Consider the following 21,393-nt stretch of genomic DNA (forward strand, 5'->3'; position numbering starts at 1 on the left):
TCAGCCGACAGGCTCCAGCAGCCGGCTGACGGCGTCGATGACTTCCTGGGGGGCGAAGGGTTTGCGCAGGGTGGCGCTGGCGCCGAACTGCTCGGCGTGGCGGAGGAAGTCGCAGTTGCCGAGCCGTCCGCCGCCCGAGATGGCGACGATCGGCAGCGCCGGGCGGGCGCGGTGCAGTTCGCGGATGGTTTCGATGCCTTCCTTCGTCGGCATCAGGATATCGCAGATCACCAGATCGGGAGTGGACTGGGCGACGGCCTCGAGACCTTGTTCGCCGTTCGTCGCTTCCACGACGGTATAGCCGGCGCGTGTCAGGATCCGGGACAGCGTGACGCGCACCAGCATCTCATCGTCGATCAGCACAATGCTCTTCTTCGTCATCTCGCCTCTGCGTAACTCTCGGTCAGGAGGCATTCTGCGGCATATTCCTTTCCATACTGTAACTAAACATTGCAGCAATGATTCTGTTCAGCCGCCTTTAGAAGACTGTTAGATAAAATCACAGAGTTTCGGATTTTCAGCTTCCGCGCTGGAAGCGTGTGTTTCGGCAATGGGCAATGCCACCTCGAAGACCGTCCCGGCATCCGAGTTGCTGCGGACGTCGATCCTGCCGCCATGTCCCATGACGATCCCGTGGACCACGGCCAGTCCAAGGCCCGTCCCTTCGCCGACCGGCTTCGTCGTGAAGAACGGTTCGAAGATCCGTGCCCGGGTAGCCTCATCCATGCCGTTGCCCGTGTCCGCCACGGACAGCAGCGCCTCGTCGCCGATCCGTGCCACGGAAATGACGATGGCGCCTGGACAATCGCCGATCGCCTGGGCGGCATTGGTCACCAGATTGACGATCACCTGCTGCAACTGGGACGGATCGGCCATGACGATGGCTCCGAGCGTGGCGCTACATTCGACCCTGATGGCGGGCGGCAGCGCCCGTCGCAGCAGGTCCCAGGTGCTGGAAACGATCCGGCCGACATCGACGGCATGGCGCGTCGGGGCTTCCTTGCGGCTGAAAGCCAGGATCTGGCGGACGAGGTCGCGGGCGCGGACGGCGCCCCCCACGACCACTTCCAGATCGGCACGGTCCCTGCTTCCGGCGGGAAGGTTTTCCAGCACGCATTCGGTCAAGCCCAGCACGGGCACCAGCGCGTTATTCAGGTCATGGGCGATGCCGCCGGCCAGCGTGCCCAGCGCCTCCATCTTGAGGGATTGCTGAAGCTGCCGCTCCAGTTCGAACCGCTTGGCCTCCGCCCGCCGCATTTTGGTGACGTCCTGCAAGGTGCCGACGACGGCAGCCACCTGGGAGCCGAACATCATCGGTTCGCACTTGCACCGGCAGCGCCTGATCTGGCCGTCCGGACGAACGATGTCGATCTCGATGCCTGCCGGAACCGTGCCGGACAATGCCGCATCCAGGAAGGGTTGGAGCAGGGGGCGGGTTTCCCGCGTAATTAACGCCGCGATGCTCTCAAGGGTGAGTTGGGACGAGCGCGGCTGGGCGAAGATCTCGTACATCATCTCCGACCACACGATACGGCCGGAGCGCGGGTCCAGTTCCCAGCTTCCCACATGGGCGACGGCTTGGGCGCGGATCAGGTGCCGTTCGTTTCGCCAAAGGCGTTGGGTCGTATCCCCCAGCGCCAGCACCGCCCGGTCGCGGCGGCGCATCTGTTTCAACAGCAGCAGGGTCAAGGCCACGACACCCGCAGCCGCAGCCGCCCAGGCGACGAAATAGCCGCGCGCGTCGTGATGCCAGCGGGACAGGGCTTCGCTAGTCGAGATGCCAACCAGAACCACCACGGAAAGGTCTTCCGGCTTGCGGTATCCCACGATCCGGTCGACGCCATCCAAAGGTGTTTCCATTCGGAACGCTCCCGTCGGCGCATCCAGCCGCCGCTCGCCGAACAAGGCATGGGCAGGAATTGCGCTGTTCTTCGGGATTTCCCGTCCTGGAGTCTGAAGCACCATCACGGTATCGCCCGATGCGATTGCGACGATGCCCTGCTCGCCGACCTGTAAGGCCTTGTAGAACGCCTCCGATCGCCTGGGTTCCATGACCGCGACGATGATGCCTGCAAACCTGCCATCCTCCGCGGACTCGACCGGTATGGTCAAAGGCACGATCGGAGCGCCGGAAAACAGGCTGGGAACGGCGACTCCAATCAGCATCTTCTTCTCTCCGGCCGCATGGGCACGGAAGTAGTCGCGGCCTGACGCATCGAACCCGATCGGCATGGTAGGGAGAGAAGAGGCGACCACCCGTCCGTCGGCGTCGACGAAGGAGAGTGCCTTCAGGTAAGGCAGGCTGTCGGCATTGGTGGCCAATACTTTCCCGATCGTATGCCTGTCGGCCGTGCCGGCCCCGTCGAGGGTTCGGAGATGAAGAGCCGTGGCGATGAGCACTGCGTTGACTGACGCAGCGGTTTCCCGCGTGTGCTCCTCCAGCACCTGGGCAAGCCGTTCAGCCGTCGCCGTGGCCGCCGACAGGGAGGCGATCCGGTCCTGGCGAAGCTGGAACAGGAACATGATGCTGAGAAGGCCGAACATCGCCAGTCCGAAGGCACGGGCGGCCCAGCGCTTCCGGGCGGCGGCGCGAGGGCTTCCCAGGCTGTCGCGCGGTCGCATGGCGATCGGGTCTCCTCGTCTTCCAGAAATTGCTTTCAATTCGAATAGAAAGATCGGTCTACTCGGTAGTCGTTAAGATTCGGCTGACATATCCGCCTATTCATATTCCGGCCATGGATCAACCGGGCTTCCGCTGTGTTGGCGACTACAAGGACTGCTCCCAGGTCCAGCCGGGCCGCACCGTTCCGCGAGAAACGCTCCATGAGAAACGCATCATGAAAAATCGGTTCGCCGGCCTCCTTGTCGTCCTGGCACTGGCGGCGGGACTGCCTGCCTCGGCGTCGGCAGCCGGGCCGCCGGAGCAAGATCGACAATTTGTCGAGGCCGCGGCGCGGGCGGAAGCCTCGCGGATCGAATCCGCCGAGCAGGCGCTGACAAAGGCCGGTGACAAGCGGGTCCGGATTTTCGCCGAACGCATCATCGAGGACCACCGCCCGATCTCCCAGGAACTGACTGTACTGGCATCCGACGCAGGGATTCCCGTCCTTGCGGATGCCGCCTCGTCTTCGCCGACCCGGAGTTTCGACAATCTGTCTGGCAACGCCTTCGAGCACGCCTGGCTCGATGCGGAGGCGAAAGCCCACCAGGAATTGATCGATCTGTTCGGCCAACAGGCGGAAAAGGGCGAGAACCAGCAACTCCGCACCTTCGCCGCCAATCATCTGGCGTCGCTGCGCGACCATCTGGAAATTGCCCGCTCGCTCGGCGCCGAACTGCCGCGCCAGACCTCGTCCGATTAGGGAGGGTTCCGGGTGTCGCGCTGGTCCGCCGCCGTCCTGCTGGTCCTGCTCTGGTCGACCGGTATCACCGCTACCGCCGAGGCCGCCAGATCGGCGGGGTGCGGCAGGCCCCCGCCCGCCAGCGTCCCGGACCGTGTCATGCTGGATGAGCGGGAGCGCAGCCTGATCGCCGACCTTCCCGCCGGCTACGAATCCGGCCATCCGCACCGGCTGGTCGTGGCCTTCCACGGGCGGACCAACGACAATGCCCAGGTCAGGGCCTATTACGGTCTGGAGCAGCCGGCCGGCGATCCGACCATCTTCGTCTATCCGCTGGCGCTGCGGCAAGCCGACGGCACCTTCAGCTGGGCCGATCCCGGCGACAAGCCCGACAGCCTGCGCGACTACAGGCTGTTCGACGCCATCGTCGCCCGCTTCGCCGGGGATTACTGCGTCGATCCCGACCGCATCTTCGTGGTCGGCCATTCGCTGGGCGCGTCGTTCGTCAACAGCCTCGCCTGTGCCAGGGGCGACCTGATCCGGGGCGTCGGCAGCGTCGCCGGCGGCGTCCAGCGCTCCCACTGCCGGGGCAGCGTCGCGGCGCTGGTGCTCCACAACCCGGCGGACAAGCTCGTGCCGTTCTCGGAAGGGGAGCGGGCACGCGACGCCCTGGTGGCGCAGAACGGCCAGGACGAGGCGGCGGCGGAACCTGCCGAAGTCGGCCCCTTCGAGTGCGAGCGCTTCGCCGCCCATGATCCCGCCAATCCCGTCCTGTGGTGTCCGCACCATCAGGACCAGACCTCAAGGGGCCGCTACTATCCGCACCAGTGGCCGTCCGGAACCGGGGAGGCCATCATGGACTTCTTCGAAACCCTGAAGTGAACCCGCCTCACGTCAGCATCAGCACCATCATCTGGGGCGCTATGATCCGGAGGCACATGACCAGCGGGTAGACCGTGGCATAGGCCAGGGCGGGCGCCTCGCTCGGGGTCAGGGCATTGGCGAAGGCCAGGGCCGGCGGATCGGTCATGCCGCCGGCCAGCAAGCCGCACAGGCTCAAATAGTTCATCCGCATGAACAGGTGCCCGATCAGGGCGGTCACGGTCAGCGGCACGATGGTTATCAGCGCTCCGCAGGCCATCCAGGACAACCCGTCGCCGTTGATCAGCGTATCGATGAAGCGGTCGCCCGACCGGAAGCCGACGACGGCAAGGAACAGCACGATCCCCAACTCGCGCAGTGCCGTATTGGCGACCGGCGGCATGAACCAGACCAGCGGCCCGACATGGCCGATCCTTGCCAGGACGATGGCGGCGATCAGCGGACCGCCGGCCAGCCCCAGCTTGAGGGGGGCCGGCATGCCCGGCACCGCCAGCGGGATGCTCCCCAGCAGCATTCCCAGCGCTATCCCTAGGAACATCGGCACCAGATGAACCTGCTGAAGCCGACGCTCCGAATTGCCGAAGACACCGGTGACCGCCTGGATGTGGTCGGGCCGGCCGATGACGTTGACGATATCGCCGAACTCCAGCCGTAACGTCGAACTGGCGACCAGTTCGACGCCGGAGCGCACGACGCGCGAGATCCTGACGTCGTTGGTGTCCTCGATGTTCAAGCCGGCGATCGTGCGGCCGAGCACGGAAGAGTTGGTCACGACGATCCGCGCCCAAGCCAGATCGGTACCCTTGGTGGTAAGCGGCTGATCGGTCTGCGGGCCGAGCACGTCCTGCATCCGCTCCAGCCCTTGCCGGCATCCGACCAGATGCAGGATATCGCCGGTCTCCAGCCGCGTGCCGTTGTGTGGTACCCGAAGCCGGCCCTGCCGCATCATGCGCGATACGATCACGCCGGCTTCCGCCAATTGCCGCAAGTCGCCGATGGTTCGCCCGTCCAGGTCGGCATTGCGCAGCATCACGTTCATCGTCTCGACCGCCGTGACCTCTCCCCGCCTGCGCTCCTCGAAGGCGTTCGCCGCCGCGACGGCGTCCAGCCTGAAGACCGCCCGCAGCCCCAGCATGGTCAGCAGGATGCCGGCGATGCCGAAGGGGTAGGCCATCGCGTAGCCGAGGCTGGGCAGGCCCAAGGCGTCGGGGGACGCGCCGACTTCCTTCAGCACCTGCTGGGCGGCGCCCAACGACGGCGTGTTGGTGACGGCGCCGGAAAAGAGTCCGAGCACGACCGGCAGCGGCAGGCCGAATCCCAGATGGATCGCGACCGCCATCAGGACGCCCATCACAACCAGACCGATGGCCAGCAGGTTGAGAGCCAGCCCGGAGCGCTTGAGGGCGGAGAAGAAGCCTGGGCCGACCTGGATGCCGATGCTGTAGACGAACAGGATCAGCCCGAACTCCCGGACGAAGTCGAGCATGGCGGCATCCAGCGGGATTTCCGCCAGCTTGGCGATGTGACCGACCCCGATCCCGGCGAACAGGACGCCGGCGATGCCGAGGCCGATGCCGCCGAAGCGCAACTCTCCCAGCGCCAGGCCGAGCACGGCGACAAGGCTCAGCATCAGCATGACCTGCGCCACGCCGGGCAGGCCGGCGATCAGGCCTGATAGAATATCCATGTAACTACAGCTTCCCGGTGCTTGGAACGAAGCGCCGGGAAGGTAATCTTCTTTGATAGGTAAGTTATAGTGAAATAAAAGGCTGCAACATTATGTCTCGGGCAAGCCTTTTTTAAGATTTCATGACGGACGGGTGGCGCGCAGCACGGGGGCTCCCGTGCCCGTATTCCTTCCGCTGTCGAAGCTCGGCTCGCGCCGGGTCTCCGCCACATCCGCGCGCGACGCCGCGATGCGGGAGCGGGACGGCCGCCGGCCGCTGCGCCAGAAGGTGAAGCCGGCGAAGCCGAAAGCTCCGGCCAGCACGGCGATGACCGCCGAACGCACCCAGGCCGGGGCGGTTAGGCCGGCTTCCGCTGGGTCCGGCGCTTCGCGCATCCCTTCGGGCGCTGCCTGACCGACGGAGTCGACTCGGGTCCGGGGAGCGGCCTGCGGGACCGGCTCTCCTGGGGCGGGGCCTCGAGAGGCCGAAGGCCGGGGAGCGGGAGCCGCTTCCGACCGCGCGGCAGGCGGGGCTGCTGAGCGCTCGCGGGGTCCTTCGCTTGACGACGGACCGGCCGAATGTCCGATGACGCCGAGTGCCTGGACGCCCGACTCGGACCCGTGAGCCTCGACTCGGGTGGTCGGCGATGCCAGCGGCTTGGGCGGCTCGACGTTGCGGTTGATCTGGCTGGGCTGCGGCTTGCCGCCCGGCCCGGCGAGATTGCCCACGGTAGGCTGGGCGGCGGATTGGCGCGCCGCCAGCATATGGCCCGATGTGGCGGCGTCGAGTTGGCCGGTCTGCTTTAGGCCGGTCGATTTCTGATAGGCGCGCAGGGCGTCGCGCGTCGGCTCGTTGAGATCGCCGTTCGCCCGGCCGCTGTAGAGGCCCTTGGACTTCAGGATCGTCTGTGCCCATTGCACGTCGGCGGATGTCGCATCGGCGGCATGCGCCGGCATGGCGCCCAGAGGCGCCGCCATCGACAATCCGATCACCAAACTCAAGACCGCGAACCGTTGCCCCCGGAAGGACATTCCCATCTCCTTGCCAACTACCTCTTCCTTTCATATCAAGTAATACCCCATCGGCGCCGCATCTTTTTCGCACGGCTGGACAGGAAGTTCCGGCGTGGTACGTTGGGGCAACAATCAGAAGCATTCACTGGAGGAAACCATGCGTCATTCCCAGGCCGGCGCGGCCAGCAGGCTCGCCCGGACAGGCGCCTTCGCCCTTTTGCTTGCGGCGGTGGCCGCGGTCACTTCCGCCGTTCCGGCCATGGCCGCCGATTACAAGGCGGAATACAAGCTCTCGACCGTCGTGGGCGAAGCCTTCCCCTGGGGCTTCGGCGGCAAGCGCTGGGCTGAACTGGTCCGGGAAAAGACGGACGGCCGAATCAACGTCAAAATGTATCCCGGTGCAGCATTGGTCGGCGGCGACCAGACCAAGGAATTCACGGCGCTGCGCCAGGGCAGCATCGACTTCGCCGTCGGCTCGACCATCAACTGGTCGCCGCAGGTGAAGGAGCTGAACCTGTTCGCGCTGCCCTTCCTGATGCCGGACCACAAGGCGATCGACGCGCTGACCAAGGGCGAAGTCGGCAAGGACCTGTTCAAGCTGCTCGCCACCAAGGACGTCGTGCCGCTGGCCTGGGGCGAGAACGGCTTCCGCGAGGTCTCCAACTCCAAGCACGCGATCAGGACGCCCGCCGACCTAAAGGGCCTGAAGATCCGGGTCGTCGGCAGCCCGCTGTTCGTCGACACCATGACCGCGCTCGGCGGCAATCCCGCCCAGATGAGCTGGGCCGACGCGCAGCCCGCCATGGCGACCAAGGCGGTCGATGGGCAGGAAAATCCGCTCGGCATCTTCGCCGCCGCCAAGCTGCACACGGTCAGCCAGACAAATCTGACGCTGTGGGGCTACGTCGCCGACCCGCTGATCTTCGTGGTGAACTCCAAGGTCTGGGAAAGCTGGAGCGAGGCCGACCGCGTGGCCGTCCGCGAAGCGGCCGAACAGGCCGCCGTCGAGGAGATCGCGATGGCCCGCAAGGGTCTGACCGCCGAGGACAGCAGCCTGATCGACCAGATCAAGGCGAACGGGGTCGAGGTCGTGACGCTGACGGAAGCCGAGAAGCAGCCGTTCCAGGAGGCGACCAAGGACGTCTACGCCAAGTGGAAGAAGACCGTCGGCGAGGATCTCGTCAACAAGGCCGAAGCGGCCATATCCGCGCGCTGACAGGGTCAGGCAAGCAGTTCCAGGGAATAGACAGCAGTGTCCGAATCGTCAAGACAGCCGGCCCCGCGTGAAGCGGGGGAGGTCGAACGCGCATTGGCGGCCGTGGTGCTGGGCGTGATCTGCCTGATCACGCTCGCCAATGTCGTGGTGCGCTACTTCACCAACTACAGCTTCGCCGCCACGGAGGAAATCTCCGTGGCGCTGATGGTGGTGCTGGCCCTGCTCGGCTCGGCGACCGCCGTGGCGCGGCGGCGGCATATCGCGATCACGATCCTGATCGACCGGCTGCCGCGCCCGCTGAAGCGGTTCGCCGAGGTGATCGCCGAAACGGCCACGCTGGTCATGTTCCTGCTGCTGGTCTGGCTGGGCGGCGAGCTGGCCTGGGACGTCTACCGGTTCGAGGAAACCTCGCCCTCCATGGGTTGGCCGCAGTGGATCTACAATATCTGGCTGCCCATCCTGGCGGCCCTGATCGCGGCACGGGCGGCGTTCATGATCATCAGGAGCCTACGGTCATGACCGGTTTGGGCGCACTCACCCTGCTGGGCATCTTCGTCGTCCTGATGATGACCGGCACGCCGATCGCGGTGGCTTTGGGACTGGCCGGGACCGCCGCGATCTGGGTCTACGATCTCGGCATCATGTCGGTGCCGACCGGCTTCTATACCGGCATCGCCAAATACCCGCTGCTGGCGATCCCCGTGTTCATCCTGGCCGGCGTGATCTTCGAGCGGGCGGGGGTGGCGGCCCGCCTCGTCCATCTGGCGAGTGCGCTGGTCGGGACATGGCGCGGCAGCTTGGGAGTCGTCGCGATCCTGGTCGCCATGGTGATGGGCGGCATCTCCGGCTCCGGCCCGGCGGATGCGGCGGCGGTCGCCACGGTGATGCTGCCGGCCATGACGCGCGCCGGCTATCCGCCGGCCTTCTCCGCATCGGTCATCGCGGCGGCGGGAGCCACCGCGATCCTGATCCCGCCCTCGGTCGGGTTCATCGTCTACAGCGTGCTGGTGCCGGAAGCCTCCGTCCCGGCGCTGTTCGCCGGCGGCGTCATCCCCGGCATCCTGGCGGGCGTTTCGCTGATCATTCCGGCCGTGTGGCTGAGCCGCCGTCACGGCTTCGGCCTGGACGACAAGACCGTGCGTCCTCCCGTCTGGCAGGCCTTCAAGGGAGCGATATGGGGATTGCTGGCCCCCGTCATCATCCTGGGCGGCATGCGGAGCGGCGCCTTCACCCCGACCGAGGCGGCGGTGGTCGCGGTGGCCTACGGCGCCTTCGTCGGCATGGTGGTCTACCGCACCATGGGCTTCCGCGACCTCTACGACGTGCTGGCCGAATCGGCGGAAATTTCTGCTGTGGTCCTGCTGATCATCGGGCTGGCGAGCGTCTTCGGCTATGCGGGGAGCACCTTGGGAGCGTTCGATGCGCTGGCCCACGGCATCCTGGGACTGAACGTGTCGCCGTGGTCGGTGCTGCTGCTGGTCAACCTGATGCTGCTGGTCGCCGGCATGTTCCTGGACGCGGTGTCGATCTACCTGATCATGCTGCCGCTGCTGGTGCCGCTGATGCGGGCCTTCCAGTGGGACCCGGTGTGGTTCGGCGTGATGATGACGATGAACCTCGCGATCGGCCAGTTCACCCCGCCGCTGGCGGTCAACCTGATGGTGACCGGGGCGGTCGCCAAGGTCTCCATGGAATCCACGGTACGCTGGGTGCTGTGGTTCGTCGCCGCGATGACGGGTGCCTTGCTGCTGGTGATGGCGATACCCGATCTCGTGCTTTGGCTGCCGCGCAGGCTCGGCTACTGAATAGATAAAATTCGAGATGTAATAAAAATCGTGTCACTGATATGGCACACCAAGACGCGGAACCACCGTTAGACTTTTGCCCTTCTGGTCAACATTTGACAGCTCTCTAAAACTGCGGTCCAGCACGTACTTACGCATTTGGAGCAGTTGGATGTTGTCGGGATCGAAGGCTTTACGGATGGTTTTGCTTGCCGGCGCCGCCGTGGCGGCGCCGGTTTATGGGGCACAGGCGCAGCTTACCGTCACTTTGGGCGGCTACACGACGTTTCGGGCCGCCACATATGACAGCGATACGCCGGGCGCCACCAGCCGGGAGTTCCAGAACGAGACCGAGATCCATGTCCGCGCCGACGGCAAGGCCGACAACGGGTTGCTCTACGGCGTGAAGATCGAGGTGGAGAACGATGGCGACAATGCCGGCGTCTCCGTCGACGAGGCGTCGGTCTATCTCGGCGGGTCATGGGGCCGGATCGAACTGGGCGATCATGACGGCGCGTCGGACCAGTTGTTTATCTACGCGCCGGTCGTCGGCAACGGTCAGGTTGACGAGGCGTGGTCCGACTTCGCCGGACCCGGGATCGAAACCGACGACCTGCTGCTGCCGACCGACACGTCCGACGCGACCAAGGTCACCTATCTGACGCCGGAACTCTGGGGCCTTCAGGCCGGCGTGTCCTATACCCCGCAGTCCGACGACGAGGGCCAGAGCGTCGTCGCCTTCAAGGCGGTCGATCCGGACGCCGACGAGAACCTCTACCGCGATCTGGTCGAGGCCGGCATCAACTACACGCGGGAAATCGGCGACTTCTCGCTGATCATCGCCGGCGCCTATGTCCACGGCACAGCCAAGGACGGCTCGACCGCGCAGGACTTCGACGCCTGGGGCGTCGGCACCCAAATCGGCTGGCAGGGCTTCAAACTGGGCGGCGCCTATAACGACAACGGCGACAGCGAGATCGAGACGGCGGAACCCGGCACCAAGTCGTGGAACGTCGGCGTCGCGTATGAAGCCGACGACTGGGGCGTCGCCGCCCAGTACCAGAAAATCGACGTAACCGGCCGCGACATCCACATCTACGCCGTCGGCGCCGAGTACGAGATCGCCCAGGGCCTCAAGTTCGGTCCGGAAGTGATCTTCTTCGACGACGACGATCCCGAAGTCGGCGACGGCTACGTCGCCCTGGCGACGCTCAACATCGAGTTCTGAGGAAGTCTTCCGGGGAGCGGGAAGCTCGGCGCCGGATCAACCCCGCTGCCGGGCTTCCTTCAGGCCCTTGCGCGCCAATTCGTCGGCGCGCTCGTTCTCCGGGTGGCCGGCATGGCCGCGGACCCAGTGGAATTCGATTTCGTGGGGTTTCTTGGCGGCTTCCAGCCGCTTCCACAACTCGGCGTTCTTGACCGGCTTCTTGTCGGCGGTCTGCCATCCGCGCGCCTTCCAGCCGTGGATCCACTTGGTGATGCCGTCCTTCACATACTGGCTGTCGGTGTGAAGGCGGACCTTGACCGGGCGCTTCAGCGCTTCCAGCGCCTGGATCGCCGCCATCAGTTCCATGCGGTTGTTGGTGGTGCCCGGCTCCCCGCCGCACAGTTCCTTCTCGACCGTCCCATAGCGCAGGATGGCGCCCCAGCCGCCCGGCCCCGGATTGCCGCTGCATGCGCCGTCCGTGTAGATGTCCACGACGGTGACGGTCTTTTCGCCGCCCGTCTCCGGTCCCGCCGCCGCTGTCGCGTCGCTCATGGATTCACTCCAGCCCGTAGGCGCCGAGGCCGCTGACCTGTTGATGGAAGCGCAGCTTGTTCCAGTATTCCAGCGGGTTCTTCGGCTTGACGAAGGCGCCGGGCGGGTGGTTGAGCAGGTCGTACAGCCGGGTCAGCAGGAAGCGCAACGCGCTGCCGCGCGCCAGCAGCGGCAAGGCGGCAAGTTCCTCGTCCGACAATGGCCGGACCTTGCGGTAGCTCGACAGCATCAGCCGAGCCTTGGTCGCGTTGAAGGCGCCGTCCGGCTCGAAGCACCACGCGTTGAGGCAGATCGCAAGGTCGTAGACCAGCACGTCGGTGCAGGCGAAGTAGAAGTCGATCAGCCCCGACAGGGTGCGGCCCCGGAAGAAGACGTTGTCGGGGAACAGATCGGCGTGAATCACGCCCACGGGAAGCGTCCCCTCGGCGGGCCAGCGCGCCTCCAGCGTATCCAGCTCCCGCTCCAGCGCTTCGGCCAGCCCCGGACGGACCTCGTGCGCGCGGGCGGAGCAGGCGTCGAACAGCGGCCGCCAGCCGGCGACCGACAGGTCGTTGGGCCGTTTCATGGCGAAGTCGGCGCCGGCCTTGTGCATGGTGCCCATGGCTTCGCCAAGGGCCGCGCAGTGGTAAGGATCGATCCGCCGGGGCCACATGCCGTTGAGAAAGGTCACCAGGACCGCGGGCCGGCCGCACAGCTCCCGCAGCGCTTCCCCGTCGTTGCCGTGCAGGGGGACCGGACAGCCGACGCCCTTTTCCGCCAGATGCTCCATCAGCCCAAGGAAGAACGGCAGGTCGTCGCGCCGAGTCCGCTTCTCGTAAAGCGTCAGGATATAAGGCCCGGTCTCCGTCACCAGCAGATAGTTGGAATTCTCCACCCCCTCCGCGATGCCTTTGCAGGACAGGACGCCGCCCAGCGCGTACTGGGCGATAAAGGTGTTCAGGTCTTCGTCGGAGACTTCGGTATAGACGGCCATGGCGGTGCGGCAACTAGCCCTTTTCGGTTCCAGGGTCAAGCATGCCCGCCTACAGGCCTCCGGCTCAAGGAGTTCGTGCCGGTCGGACAGGATTCCTGATTTTGCGCAGTTCGGATCGAGCATGCCGCACGCTCGTGTATCCGTGCCGAAAGTGGTATTTCGTGGCAAGTACCCTTGGTCAACTTGACTGTCTATCAATTGATGGGCAAATAATGGTTCGATACGTTGCTCCCGAGGCGGACATCGCAGCATTTCTGCGCCGTTTCCGGGAGGCCATGGAAACCCATGGCCTGGACCTCTGGCCGACCCCGAAGAACAGGAAATTCGAAGACGATACCGGCTTCACCAAGGCCGATGCCGAACTGCTGGTGAGGAGCTTACGCGTGATCGACTATGCTACGGGACCAGAGCCGGACGACAACGCAGCCAGATCGTCGGGAGAAGTGTGGGTCTTCGGCCGCGAGTTCGAGGGAATCGACCTCTATTTAAAGCTTAAGCTCCAGTTTTCCCCTCATGTCGGCGGGACGCCTTCGGCATGCATGTCCTTTCACCCTCAGGAATACCCTTTGAAGCAACCGCACTGGCCGCAGCGGGTGGGAACGGCCCCGGTGGGGAGAAAGACGAGATGAGCAGGAACGAACATCTGCCCGATACGACCTGTCCAGCATGTGGGCAGGTCGGTCGCGTATCACGATTTGCCAGACGCGAGACTATCGATGTCCGTGGATTGGAACTCGAGGTGGAAAAGTTTCTACGCCATTGCGAAGCCTGCGACGCCGAATTCGAAAATACCAGGGACCCCGACTGGCGTATCGAGGGGTACGAGAAGTACCGTGAAGTCAAGGGGATGCTGTCGCCCGCACGGATCAAGGCATGGCGACGTGAGTACGATTTGAAGCAGGCAGAAGTGACATCCCTGCTCGGATGGGGCGAGGTGACCCTTGGCAGGTACGAGAACGGCTCGCTCCAGACGGAGGCTCATGACAAACGGCTGGCGGAACTGATGGATCCCAGCCACTTGGCCGCGATGATCGCGGCACACCCGGAGACGATGCAAACCGAACGGCGCCGCGAAATCCTGGCGAGGATCCGGCAGGCGCAAGGGCTGCTCTCTCCGGAAGATGTCGTTGCGCTTCGGTCCAAATACGGCTTCAACGCAGAAGAAATGGAACGGTTGATGGCGATCCCGGAGGGTACCTGGGGGCGCTGGGAAGGTGGCGACGAGATCCAAGGCAAGGCCGCCGACCTCCTGATGCGGGAAATGGCGGAGCATCCGGACGTAGTCCGCAGCCTTCTGGAGAGATCGGGCCTTGAAAGCGTTGCGGTGCGGAATACCCTGCAACGGATTGACGAGGACGTTGAACGGCGCGTCGCCGAAGCCATCATCCGCCAGTTCGGCGCTTTGAACGGCATCGATGTCCAGCAACTGGCACGCATCGCCACGGGCGAGATCCGGAAGGCTCAACCGGCTATACTTGCTACGATGGGGCAAGCCGCCGCTTCTCGGCCCATCGCCTGAACGATTCAAGGATCCGGACAGTGCATAACCTGGAGGAATCATGATGACCGACCCGCTCCAGACGAAAGTTTCCGAGAGCCAGCCCGTCATCCGCCGATTGGAGCCGGACGATTACGGGCGCTGGCTGCCCTTGTGGCGGGAATATCAGCGTTTCTACAACGCCGATATTCCGGACGAGACGACCCAGATGACATGGCGGCGGCTGCTCGATAGCCGGGAGCCGATGTGGGGCGCTCTGGCCCTGCAGGGCGACCGGGCGCTGGGCTTCGTCCACTGGATCTATCATCGCTCCTGCTGGACGGTCGGCGACTACTGTTACCTGCAGGACCTGCTGGTGGATTCCGAGGCGCGGGGGCAGGGACTCGGGCGGTCCCTGATCGGCCACGTCGAACGGGAGGCGCGGTCGGCCAACTGCTCGCGGGTATATTGGCTGACGCAGGAGAGCAACGCCCAGGCGAGAATTCTCTACGACAGCGTGGCCGAAAACTCAGGGTTCATTCAGTACCGGAAGGTCTTGTAGGCGCCGCTGCGACATATCGCGGGTCCTGCCTGTTGCAGGAGGATCAACCCGTCCGGCCGAAGGAGACGAGTGCGCCATGGCAATCGAAGAAGCCGCTTTCCGCCGCCTTGTGGATGTGGGCCGCGAGCGGGGTTTCGTCACCCTCGACCAAGTCAGCGCCGAGTTGCCGGTCGACGACATGAGCCAGACCGAGCTGGCCGAAACGCTGGACCGTCTGGAGCGGGCCGGCGTATCGGTCGAGGTGGACGAGGAGTTGACGCGCGCGCGTCCTCTTCCTGTCGAGGACCTGCCCGACTTCCGGCTGCCCGAACCGCCCGAGGACGACAGGGACCGGGTCGTGCCGCTCCGGTCCGCATCCCCGCCCGGAAGCGGGGAGCGGCAAGCGCGGTCGCCGGTTATGACCGAGGTTCAGGAGCATGGCGTGTCGGGACATGGAGCCGCGGGGGGAGAATCGAGGACACGGATGGCCGTCGTCTTCGGCGGCCTCCTGCTTCTCCTCGTCCTCGTCTACGTCCTGGTGCGCTGAGCGCCGCTCGAACGGCCGCCTGACTACTCGGCCGCTGCCGTCGTCGTCAGGACGCGCGGCAGTTTGAAGACCACGTCTTCGCGCGTCAGGGTGACTTCCTCGATCGTCACGTCGAACCGGTCCTTGGCGCCCTGAAGCACTTCCTGGATCAGGATGTCTGGGGCCGATGCGCCGGCGGTGACGCCCAGGACCTTGACGTCCTCGAGTTCCGTCCAATCGATGTCGGTAGCGCGTTGGACCAGCATGGCGCGCTCGCAGCCGTGGTTGCGCGCGACCTCGACCAGCCGCATGGAGTTGGACGAGTTGGGCGCCCCCACGACGAGCACCATCTGGGCGCGCGGCGCTATCGCCTTGACCGCATGCTGGCGGTTGGTTGTCGCGTAGCAGATGTCTTCCTTGCGCGGCACCGAGATGGACGGGAAGCGGGCGCGCAACGCCGTGACGATGGCGGCGGTGTCGTCCAGCGACAAGGTCGTCTGGGTCACATAGGCGAGGTTGCCTGGGTCCTGCACCTCGATCCTGTCGACATCGGCGACGTTCTCGACCAGGACGACGCTGCCTTCCGGCAGCTGCCCCATGGTGCCGACGACTTCCGGATGGCCGGCATGGCCGATCAGGACGACCTGACGGCCCTGCTCGAAATGGCGTTCGGCCTCGACATGGACCTTGCTGACGAGCGGGCATGTCGCATCGAGATAGAACATCTTGCGCCGTTCGGCCTCCGCCGGGACCGCCTTGGGCACGCCATGGGCGGAGAAGACCACCGGCACGTTGTCCGGGATCTCGTCCAGTTCATCGACGAAGACGGCGCCCTTGGCTTCCAGGCCTTCGACCACGAAGCGGTTATGGACGATTTCGTGGCGGACATAGACGGGGGCGCCGTACTTCTCCAGGGCGACTTCGACGATCTGGATCGCGCGGTCCACCCCGGCACAGAAGCCACGGGGGCTGGCCAGCAGGATTGTCAGAGGCCGTTTGGACATAGTTCAACCTTGCACTGATACCCGTTATGGGTTGGATGGTGAGGCCGGCTTGTGCCGCCCCGATGCCTTGCTCTAAAGTCGCACTGCAAAAACTTACAACTGCACAAACCTACAAGCGAGTCATCACAGTGGCGATGTTTTTCAGAACCGACCGTAATATAGGAACGCCTGTCAGGAAAGCCCGAGGCGCATTGCTGGTTGCCGCCGGTCTGATAGGCGTACTGCCCTTGATGGCGGCCTGCTCGGGCAACGGCGGCAAGGGACCGGAGGCGCAGGCCGCCGCGGACACGACGCCGGCGCTGGCCTGTCCCAAGGTCAGCATCCCCGACGAAACCCGCGAAGTGACGCAGTTTCGCGGCGGCGGCGCCCGCGATATGACCGACGTGGTATCGCGTGCCGCCGTGCTGCAATACGATGGCGGATGCGAGTTCGACGACGCCGGCGTGACCGTCAACCTGAACCTCCTGCTGGGAGCGGAGCGAGGGCCTGCCGCCAGGGATGCCCAGGGGGCGTACCAATATTTTGTCGCCATCACCGACCCCGCCGGGCGGATCATCGGTAAGCAGCAGTTCGACACGACGATCGCTTTCTCCCCCAATGTCGGCAAAGGCACCTCGGCCGAGGAACTGGTCCAGAAGATACCGCTGGCGAAGGGGGCCACCGCCGCCGGCTACGGCATACTGGTTGGGTTCCAATTGACCCCGGAGCAACTGGCCTTCAACCGCGATCCGAGAAAAAGCTTCTGAACTCCTCTGAAATCCTGACCCGAAGTTCCGGCCAGCCGAGGGGATCCGAGCATACGGGTGCGTCCTCTGGTCGCGGCTGAGCACGCCTTGGGGCTTTCCCATGGCGTGGGTGCGGCTGCGTGATACAACTGCAAGCTCCGCGTCACCTCAGCCGGCTGGCATGACATGACGGACCTTACCCTGGGCTTCGGCCTGGCTTTTACCGACCTCTACGATGCCGCGGGGTTGGAAAAGCTTGACCGCCGTTTTACCGGCTGGCTGGGGGAAACCGATGGGGATATCGCTCGCCGTCTGCTGGACGCGCGGGCGCAGCCGGATGCCGTCTCCGGCCCAGGCGGCGAAAGCGGTTTGCTGACCGCGATGGCGCCCCATCTCGACGACTTCATCGGCGAGTTGTTCGGCATCGGCGCGCAATTGCGTCAACTGGCCACCCGCCACCGGGCCTTGGCGCCGCTCTATGCCGCCAAGCGGCTGTTCGTCCAGCGCCGCGCCGCCAAGTCCTTCCGGCCGGAACAGGCGGCCGGCCTGGACGGCAAGGCCCTGACGTCGGCGCTCGAAGCGCATCTCGGCATCCAGTTCGACGAGTTGGCCTTCGCGGTCCGGGTCCTGGACTGGCTCGACGATGGTCCTGCCCATGCCGACGAGCTGGACCTTGCCGCCCGCTACGCCGCCTGGGCGCTATGGACGGAGGAGGGCCGGCAGCGGCATGGCCACGGCGTGCTGTTCCAGATCCCTGAAAAGACCGATCCCGCCCGGCTGGTACCGGTGGAAACCGTCGGGAACGAAGCCGGCCTGACCGTGATTCGGCTGCCGGAGTCCCGCCGGCGCCAGCGCCAGGGCTTCGGCCTGACCGACTGCGGCACCGACCTGATCGGCGCACTCGACGAGGCCACCTACTGCATCGAATGCCATCACCAGGGCAAGGATAGTTGCTCCCGGGGGCTGACCGACCGCAAGACCGGCGCATATCTGAAAAGCCCGTTCGGCGTGGCACTGATGGGCTGTCCGCTGGAAGAAAAGATCTCCGAGTCGAACGGTATCAAGGCGGCGGGCCATTCGGTCGGCGCCCTTGCCCTGATCGTGGTGGACAACCCCCTGTGCGCCGCCACCGGGCACCGCATCTGCAACGACTGCATGAAGGCCTGCATCTACCAGAAGCAGGAGCCGGTCGACATCCCGCAGGTCGAGACCCGGACGCTCAAGGACGTGCTGGAGCTTCCCTGGGGGTTCGAGGTCTACAGCCTGCTGACCCGCTGGAACCCGCTCGACCTGCGACGCCCGATGATGCGGCCCGACAGCGGCTACAAGGTGCTGGTTGCGGGACTTGGCCCGGCGGGCTTCACGCTGGCGCATCATCTGATGAACGACGGGCATACCGTCGTCGGCATCGACGGCCTGAAGATCGAGCCGCTGCCCGCCGACCTGTCCGGCGTGCTGCCGATGGGCCGCAGGGTGCAGTTCCGCCCGATCCGCCAGATCAAGGACCTGTGGGACCATCTGGACGACCGGATCATGGCCGGCTTCGGCGGAGTCGCCGAGTACGGCATCACGGTCCGCTGGGACAAGAACTTCCTCAAGGTGATCCGCCTGCTGCTGGAACGGCGCCGCCGCTTCGTCATGGTCGGCGGTGTTCGGTTTGGTGGCACGCTGAGCGTCGGCGACGCCTTCGACGCCGGCTTCGACCACATCGCCCTCTGCATGGGCGCCGGCCGCCCGACCGTGATCCCGATGAGGAACGGGCTGGCGCGCGGCGTCCGGCAGGCGTCCGATTTCCTGATGGGCTTGCAGTTGACCGGCGCCGCCAAGGAGGACTCGGTCGCCAACCTGGAGATCCGTCTGCCCGTGGTGGTGGTCGGCGGCGGACTGACCGCGATCGACACGGCGACCGAGGCGCTGGCCTATTACCCGGTCCAGGTCGAGAAGTTCCTGCGCCGCTACGAGACGCTGGTGCTCGAACGCGGCGAGGCGGCGATCCGGAGCGGGCTGACCGAAGAGGAGCGGCTGACCGCCGACGAGTTCATCGACTACGCCCGCTTGCTCCGCGACGAGCGGGAGCTTGCGCGGGCCGAAGCACGGGCGCCGCGTCTTCAGCGGCTACTCGATGAATGGGGCGGAGCGACCGTGGCCTATCGCCGCCGGCTGGCCGATTCGCCCAGCTATACCCTGAACCACGAGGAAGTCGCCCACGGCATGGCGGAGGGCATCCGCTTCCTGGAGACGGCGACGCCGCTTGCGGTGGAGGTGGATCGTTTTGGCCATGCCTCCGGCCTTCGCGTCGATGTTGCGGGCACCGAGGCCGTGCTGCTCGCCCGCAGCATCCTGATCGCCGCCGGCACCCAGCCGAACACGGTGCTGGCGCGCGAAGAGCCGGACTGGGCCGAACTCGACGGCCGCTATTTCCGGGCACTCGACGAGGACGGCAATCCTGCGACACCGGAGAGGTCGTGCAAGCCGGCGTCGGCCCATGTGCTGATGAGCCGCCATCCGGACGGGCGCATGGTGTCGTTCTTCGGCGACCTGCACCCGTCTTTTGCCGGCAACGTGGTCAAGGCGATGGCCGGGGCGAAGCGGGGCTATCCGGTCGTGTCGCGCACCCTGGCGCGGCTGCGGCCGACCATCGTTCCGGCCGATGCGGTGATCGACATGGTCAACCACGACATGCGGCCCATCGTCCACGACATCGTCCGGCTGACTCCCGATATCGTCGAGGTCGTCGTGAAGGCGCCGCGGGCTGCTGCGCGGTTCCAGCCCGGTCAATTCTACCGCCTCCAGAACTTCGAGACGCTGGCTCATCAGGTGGATGGAACGACCCTTGCCATGGAAGGTCTGGCGCTGACCGGCGCCTCAGTCGACAAGGCGCAGGGGCTTCTGTCGCTGATCGTGATGGAGATGGGCGGATCGTCCGACCTTTGCGCCCTGCTGAAGGCGGGCGATCCGGTGATCCTGATGGGACCGACCGGCTCGCCGACGGAGATCCCCGGAGGCGAAACCGTCTGTCTGGCCGGTGGCGGACTCGGCAATGCCGTGCTGTTCTCGATCGGGCAGGCCTGCCGGGAACGCGGCAACCGTGTCGTCTATTTCGCCGGTTACAAGAAGCTGATCGACCGCTACAAGGTGTCGCGGATCGAAACCGCCGCCGATGTCGTGGTCTGGTGCTCGGACGAAGCGCCGGGCTTCACGCCCGGACGCCCCCAGGACCGGAGTTTCACCGGCAACATCGTGGAAGCGATGCGGGCTTATGCGACGGGGGAACTGGGACCGGTGGAAATCCCGCTCGGCGACGTCGACCGCATCGTCGTGATCGGCTCCGACCGCATGATGCAGGCGGTGGCATCGGCGCGGCATGGGGTGCTGTCGCCGTACCTGAAGCCGGGGCATGTGGCGATCGGGTCGATCAACAGCCCGATGCAGTGCATGATGAAGGAAATCTGCGCCCAGTGCCTCCAGGAGCACCGCGATCCGGAGACGGGGAAGAAATCCGTCGTGTTCTCCTGCTTCAACCAGGACCAGGAACTGGACCGGGTCGACTTCACCGGGTTGAACGAGCGGCTCCGGCAGAACAGCGTCCATGAAAAGCTGACGGCCCTATGGATCGACCGTTGCCTGAAGACGCTTCATCTGCGGCGTCATTCCCGGTAGCCGGAGTGGTGTTAGGCCACGGCCCAACCTACGACTTCTGCTTTGTAGGTTGGGCCGTGGCCCAACACCACCTTGTCAATTTCGATCACGGCAGCAGCGTCCGTAGCGTCTTCGCCGCCCCCTCGATATCCGCCTTCAGCGCCGTCCGCGCTTCCAGACCATCGCCCCGCCCTAGCGCGTCGCGAATCCGGCGGTGCTCGGCGTTCGATGCCCGCAATCCCCCGGCGGCGTTCAGCAGGTCGAAATACGGGCCGATGCGCAGCCATAGCGATTCGATGATCGACAGCAGCGTTTCCGACTCCGCCGCTCGGTAGACCGTGAAGTGGAAGTCCCGGTTGGCCGGGACATAGCGCTTTCCATCGCCTGCCGCCTGGGCCGCTTCCATCGTCGCGATCAGGTCGTCCAGCTTCGCCAGATCGCCGGCCGACATCACCCGCGCCGCCCATTCAGTCGCGACCCCTTCGATCTCGATCCGGGCGCGGGTCAGGTCTTCCAGCCGGTCGATGCTGAGCGGCGGTATGCCGACCGAGCGTCCTGCCACTACCGTCAGCGCCTTTTCCGCAACCAGCCGGTGCAGGGCTTCGCGCACCGGCATGGCGCTGACGCCGAAGGCATCCGACAGGCTCTGGATCGTTACCGTGCGGCCCGGCTCGATACCGCCGTTCAGGATCAGTTCCTTCAACTGACGGTAGACGTGGTCCTGCACCGTCTCCCTCGGGACAGGGCGCAGGGGCAGGCTTCTGTTGGTGAGTGCCATGGCGGTGCCGTCCTCTTGCCGGTGCTTTAACGCAGTATAGGCCTTCAAGAGCCTTGCGTTCCAGCGTG

General features: G+C 65.4%; 20 protein-coding genes. 12 read left to right on the forward strand and 8 right to left on the reverse strand.

All coding sequences use genetic code 11. The annotated features are described in order from the left end of the window. Positions 1-381, reverse strand: a complete 381-nt coding sequence (locus N826_RS29545) for a response regulator (RefSeq protein ID WP_044434857.1) — start codon at positions 379-381, stop codon at positions 1-3. Positions 382-489: 108 nt separating this feature from the next. After that, a complete protein-coding gene (locus N826_RS29550; RefSeq protein WP_044434858.1) occupies positions 490-2,622 on the reverse strand; it encodes an ATP-binding protein in 2,133 nt (710 codons plus the stop codon). Between the two features lie 215 nt (positions 2,623-2,837). Here N826_RS29550 and N826_RS29555 point away from each other — a divergent pair, with 215 nt between their 5' ends. Beyond that, on the forward strand, positions 2,838-3,362 hold the full coding sequence (locus N826_RS29555; RefSeq protein WP_169789435.1) for a DUF4142 domain-containing protein: 525 nt from the start codon (positions 2,838-2,840) through the stop codon (positions 3,360-3,362). Between the two features lie 12 nt (positions 3,363-3,374). Next, entirely contained in the window at positions 3,375-4,223 is an 849-nt protein-coding gene (locus N826_RS29560; RefSeq protein ID WP_044434864.1) for a CE1 family esterase, read from the forward strand. Between the two features lie 7 nt (positions 4,224-4,230). Here N826_RS29560 and N826_RS29565 read toward each other — a convergent pair whose 3' ends face one another. Both N826_RS29565 and N826_RS29570 read right to left on the reverse strand, forming a co-directional pair. After that, a complete protein-coding gene (locus tag N826_RS29565) occupies positions 4,231-5,910 on the reverse strand; it encodes a putative transporter (protein WP_044434866.1) in 1,680 nt (559 codons plus the stop codon). A 120-nt stretch (positions 5,911-6,030) separates the two neighbouring features. Beyond that, positions 6,031-6,921, reverse strand: a complete 891-nt coding sequence (locus tag N826_RS29570; protein ID WP_052832264.1) for a peptidoglycan-binding domain-containing protein — start codon at positions 6,919-6,921, stop codon at positions 6,031-6,033. Between the two features lie 139 nt (positions 6,922-7,060). Between N826_RS29570 and N826_RS29575 the strand changes: the two genes are divergently transcribed. The 4 genes from N826_RS29575 to N826_RS29590 all read left to right on the forward strand — a co-directional run bounded on the left by N826_RS29575 (position 7,061) and on the right by N826_RS29590 (position 11,131). Beyond that, positions 7,061-8,119, forward strand: coding sequence for a DctP family TRAP transporter solute-binding subunit (locus N826_RS29575; protein WP_084721283.1), 1,059 nt, complete (start codon positions 7,061-7,063; stop codon positions 8,117-8,119). 36 nt (positions 8,120-8,155) lie between these two features. Further along, positions 8,156-8,638 carry a TRAP transporter small permease gene (locus N826_RS29580; RefSeq protein ID WP_044434868.1) on the forward strand — a complete coding sequence of 161 codons (483 nt, stop codon included), beginning with the start codon at positions 8,156-8,158 and terminating at the stop codon, positions 8,636-8,638. Beyond that, the gene (locus tag N826_RS29585) at positions 8,635-9,924 is read left to right on the forward strand and encodes a TRAP transporter large permease (RefSeq protein WP_044434870.1); all 1,290 of its coding nucleotides are present in this window, start codon (positions 8,635-8,637) and stop codon (positions 9,922-9,924) included. Before N826_RS29580 ends, N826_RS29585 begins: the two co-directional genes overlap by 4 nt. A 178-nt stretch (positions 9,925-10,102) precedes the next feature. After that, positions 10,103-11,131 carry a porin gene (locus N826_RS29590; protein WP_044434872.1) on the forward strand — a complete coding sequence of 343 codons (1,029 nt, stop codon included), beginning with the start codon at positions 10,103-10,105 and terminating at the stop codon, positions 11,129-11,131. Positions 11,132-11,167: 36 nt separating this feature from the next. On the opposite strand, the gene rnhA is transcribed toward N826_RS29590, so the two are convergent. Both rnhA and N826_RS29600 read right to left on the reverse strand, forming a co-directional pair. Beyond that, positions 11,168-11,662, reverse strand: a complete 495-nt coding sequence (gene rnhA, locus N826_RS29595) for a ribonuclease HI (RefSeq protein ID WP_044434874.1) — start codon at positions 11,660-11,662, stop codon at positions 11,168-11,170. Positions 11,663-11,666: 4 nt separating this feature from the next. Further along, positions 11,667-12,635, reverse strand: coding sequence for a homoserine kinase (locus tag N826_RS29600; RefSeq protein ID WP_044434876.1), 969 nt, complete (start codon positions 12,633-12,635; stop codon positions 11,667-11,669). Positions 12,636-12,910: 275 nt separating this feature from the next. Here N826_RS29600 and N826_RS43500 point away from each other — a divergent pair, with 275 nt between their 5' ends. From N826_RS43500 to N826_RS40650, 4 genes are all read left to right on the forward strand, one after another. After that, positions 12,911-13,264: a hypothetical protein gene (locus N826_RS43500; protein WP_147041048.1), complete on the forward strand. Its 354-nt coding sequence runs from the start codon at positions 12,911-12,913 to the stop codon at positions 13,262-13,264. Then, on the forward strand, positions 13,261-14,154 hold the full coding sequence (locus N826_RS29610) for a type II TA system antitoxin MqsA family protein (RefSeq protein WP_169789436.1): 894 nt from the start codon (positions 13,261-13,263) through the stop codon (positions 14,152-14,154). Before N826_RS43500 ends, N826_RS29610 begins: the two co-directional genes overlap by 4 nt. 40 nt (positions 14,155-14,194) lie before the next feature. After that, positions 14,195-14,674 (forward strand): GNAT family N-acetyltransferase, encoded by a 480-nt coding sequence (locus tag N826_RS29615; protein WP_244619702.1) that lies wholly within the window; start codon positions 14,195-14,197, stop codon positions 14,672-14,674. A gap of 76 nt (positions 14,675-14,750) precedes the next feature. Continuing rightward, positions 14,751-15,200, forward strand: a complete 450-nt coding sequence (locus N826_RS40650; protein WP_052832266.1) for an RNA polymerase sigma factor region1.1 domain-containing protein — start codon at positions 14,751-14,753, stop codon at positions 15,198-15,200. 23 nt (positions 15,201-15,223) lie between these two features. Here N826_RS40650 and ispH read toward each other — a convergent pair whose 3' ends face one another. Next, on the reverse strand, positions 15,224-16,183 hold the full coding sequence (gene ispH, locus N826_RS29625; RefSeq protein WP_044434881.1) for a 4-hydroxy-3-methylbut-2-enyl diphosphate reductase: 960 nt from the start codon (positions 16,181-16,183) through the stop codon (positions 15,224-15,226). Positions 16,184-16,374: 191 nt separating this feature from the next. Between ispH and N826_RS29630 the strand changes: the two genes are divergently transcribed. Both N826_RS29630 and N826_RS29635 read left to right on the forward strand, forming a co-directional pair. Further along, complete coding sequence (locus N826_RS29630) at positions 16,375-16,929, forward strand: hypothetical protein (protein WP_247870474.1); 555 nt, start codon at positions 16,375-16,377, stop codon at positions 16,927-16,929. Between the two features lie 165 nt (positions 16,930-17,094). Further along, entirely contained in the window at positions 17,095-20,568 is a 3,474-nt protein-coding gene (locus N826_RS29635; protein WP_044434885.1) for an FAD-dependent oxidoreductase, read from the forward strand. An 85-nt stretch (positions 20,569-20,653) separates the two neighbouring features. On the opposite strand, the gene N826_RS29640 is transcribed toward N826_RS29635, so the two are convergent. Then, positions 20,654-21,325 carry a GntR family transcriptional regulator gene (locus N826_RS29640; protein WP_044434958.1) on the reverse strand — a complete coding sequence of 224 codons (672 nt, stop codon included), beginning with the start codon at positions 21,323-21,325 and terminating at the stop codon, positions 20,654-20,656. Positions 21,326-21,393: the final 68 nt, after the last annotated feature.

This window comes from Skermanella aerolata KACC 11604, assembly GCF_000936425.1.
Classification (GTDB): Bacteria; Pseudomonadota; Alphaproteobacteria; order Azospirillales; family Azospirillaceae; genus Skermanella; species Skermanella aerolata.

What these genes read in the sequence shown, in the direction of transcription:
- N826_RS29545 (WP_044434857.1), bottom strand. Translation starts at nt 381, where the DNA reads ATGACGAAGAAGAGCATTGTGCTGATCGACGATGAGATGCTGGTGCGC.
- N826_RS29550 (WP_044434858.1), bottom strand. Translation starts at nt 2,622, where the DNA reads ATGCGACCGCGCGACAGCCTGGGAAGCCCTCGCGCCGCCGCCCGGAAG.
- N826_RS29555 (WP_169789435.1), top strand. Translation starts at nt 2,838, where the DNA reads ATGAAAAATCGGTTCGCCGGCCTCCTTGTCGTCCTGGCACTGGCGGCG.
- N826_RS29565 (WP_044434866.1), bottom strand. Translation starts at nt 5,910, where the DNA reads ATGGATATTCTATCAGGCCTGATCGCCGGCCTGCCCGGCGTGGCGCAG.
- N826_RS29570 (WP_052832264.1), bottom strand. Translation starts at nt 6,921, where the DNA reads ATGTCCTTCCGGGGGCAACGGTTCGCGGTCTTGAGTTTGGTGATCGGA.
- N826_RS29575 (WP_084721283.1), top strand. Translation starts at nt 7,061, where the DNA reads ATGCGTCATTCCCAGGCCGGCGCGGCCAGCAGGCTCGCCCGGACAGGC.
- N826_RS29585 (WP_044434870.1), top strand. Translation starts at nt 8,635, where the DNA reads ATGACCGGTTTGGGCGCACTCACCCTGCTGGGCATCTTCGTCGTCCTG.
- N826_RS29590 (WP_044434872.1), top strand. Translation starts at nt 10,103, where the DNA reads ATGGTTTTGCTTGCCGGCGCCGCCGTGGCGGCGCCGGTTTATGGGGCA.
- rnhA (WP_044434874.1), bottom strand. Translation starts at nt 11,662, where the DNA reads ATGAGCGACGCGACAGCGGCGGCGGGACCGGAGACGGGCGGCGAAAAG.
- N826_RS29600 (WP_044434876.1), bottom strand. Translation starts at nt 12,635, where the DNA reads ATGGCCGTCTATACCGAAGTCTCCGACGAAGACCTGAACACCTTTATC.
- N826_RS43500 (WP_147041048.1), top strand. Translation starts at nt 12,911, where the DNA reads ATGGAAACCCATGGCCTGGACCTCTGGCCGACCCCGAAGAACAGGAAA.
- N826_RS29610 (WP_169789436.1), top strand. Translation starts at nt 13,261, where the DNA reads ATGAGCAGGAACGAACATCTGCCCGATACGACCTGTCCAGCATGTGGG.
- N826_RS29615 (WP_244619702.1), top strand. Translation starts at nt 14,195, where the DNA reads ATGATGACCGACCCGCTCCAGACGAAAGTTTCCGAGAGCCAGCCCGTC.
- N826_RS40650 (WP_052832266.1), top strand. Translation starts at nt 14,751, where the DNA reads ATGGCAATCGAAGAAGCCGCTTTCCGCCGCCTTGTGGATGTGGGCCGC.
- ispH (WP_044434881.1), bottom strand. Translation starts at nt 16,183, where the DNA reads ATGTCCAAACGGCCTCTGACAATCCTGCTGGCCAGCCCCCGTGGCTTC.
- N826_RS29635 (WP_044434885.1), top strand. Translation starts at nt 17,095, where the DNA reads ATGACGGACCTTACCCTGGGCTTCGGCCTGGCTTTTACCGACCTCTAC.
- N826_RS29640 (WP_044434958.1), bottom strand. Translation starts at nt 21,325, where the DNA reads ATGGCACTCACCAACAGAAGCCTGCCCCTGCGCCCTGTCCCGAGGGAG.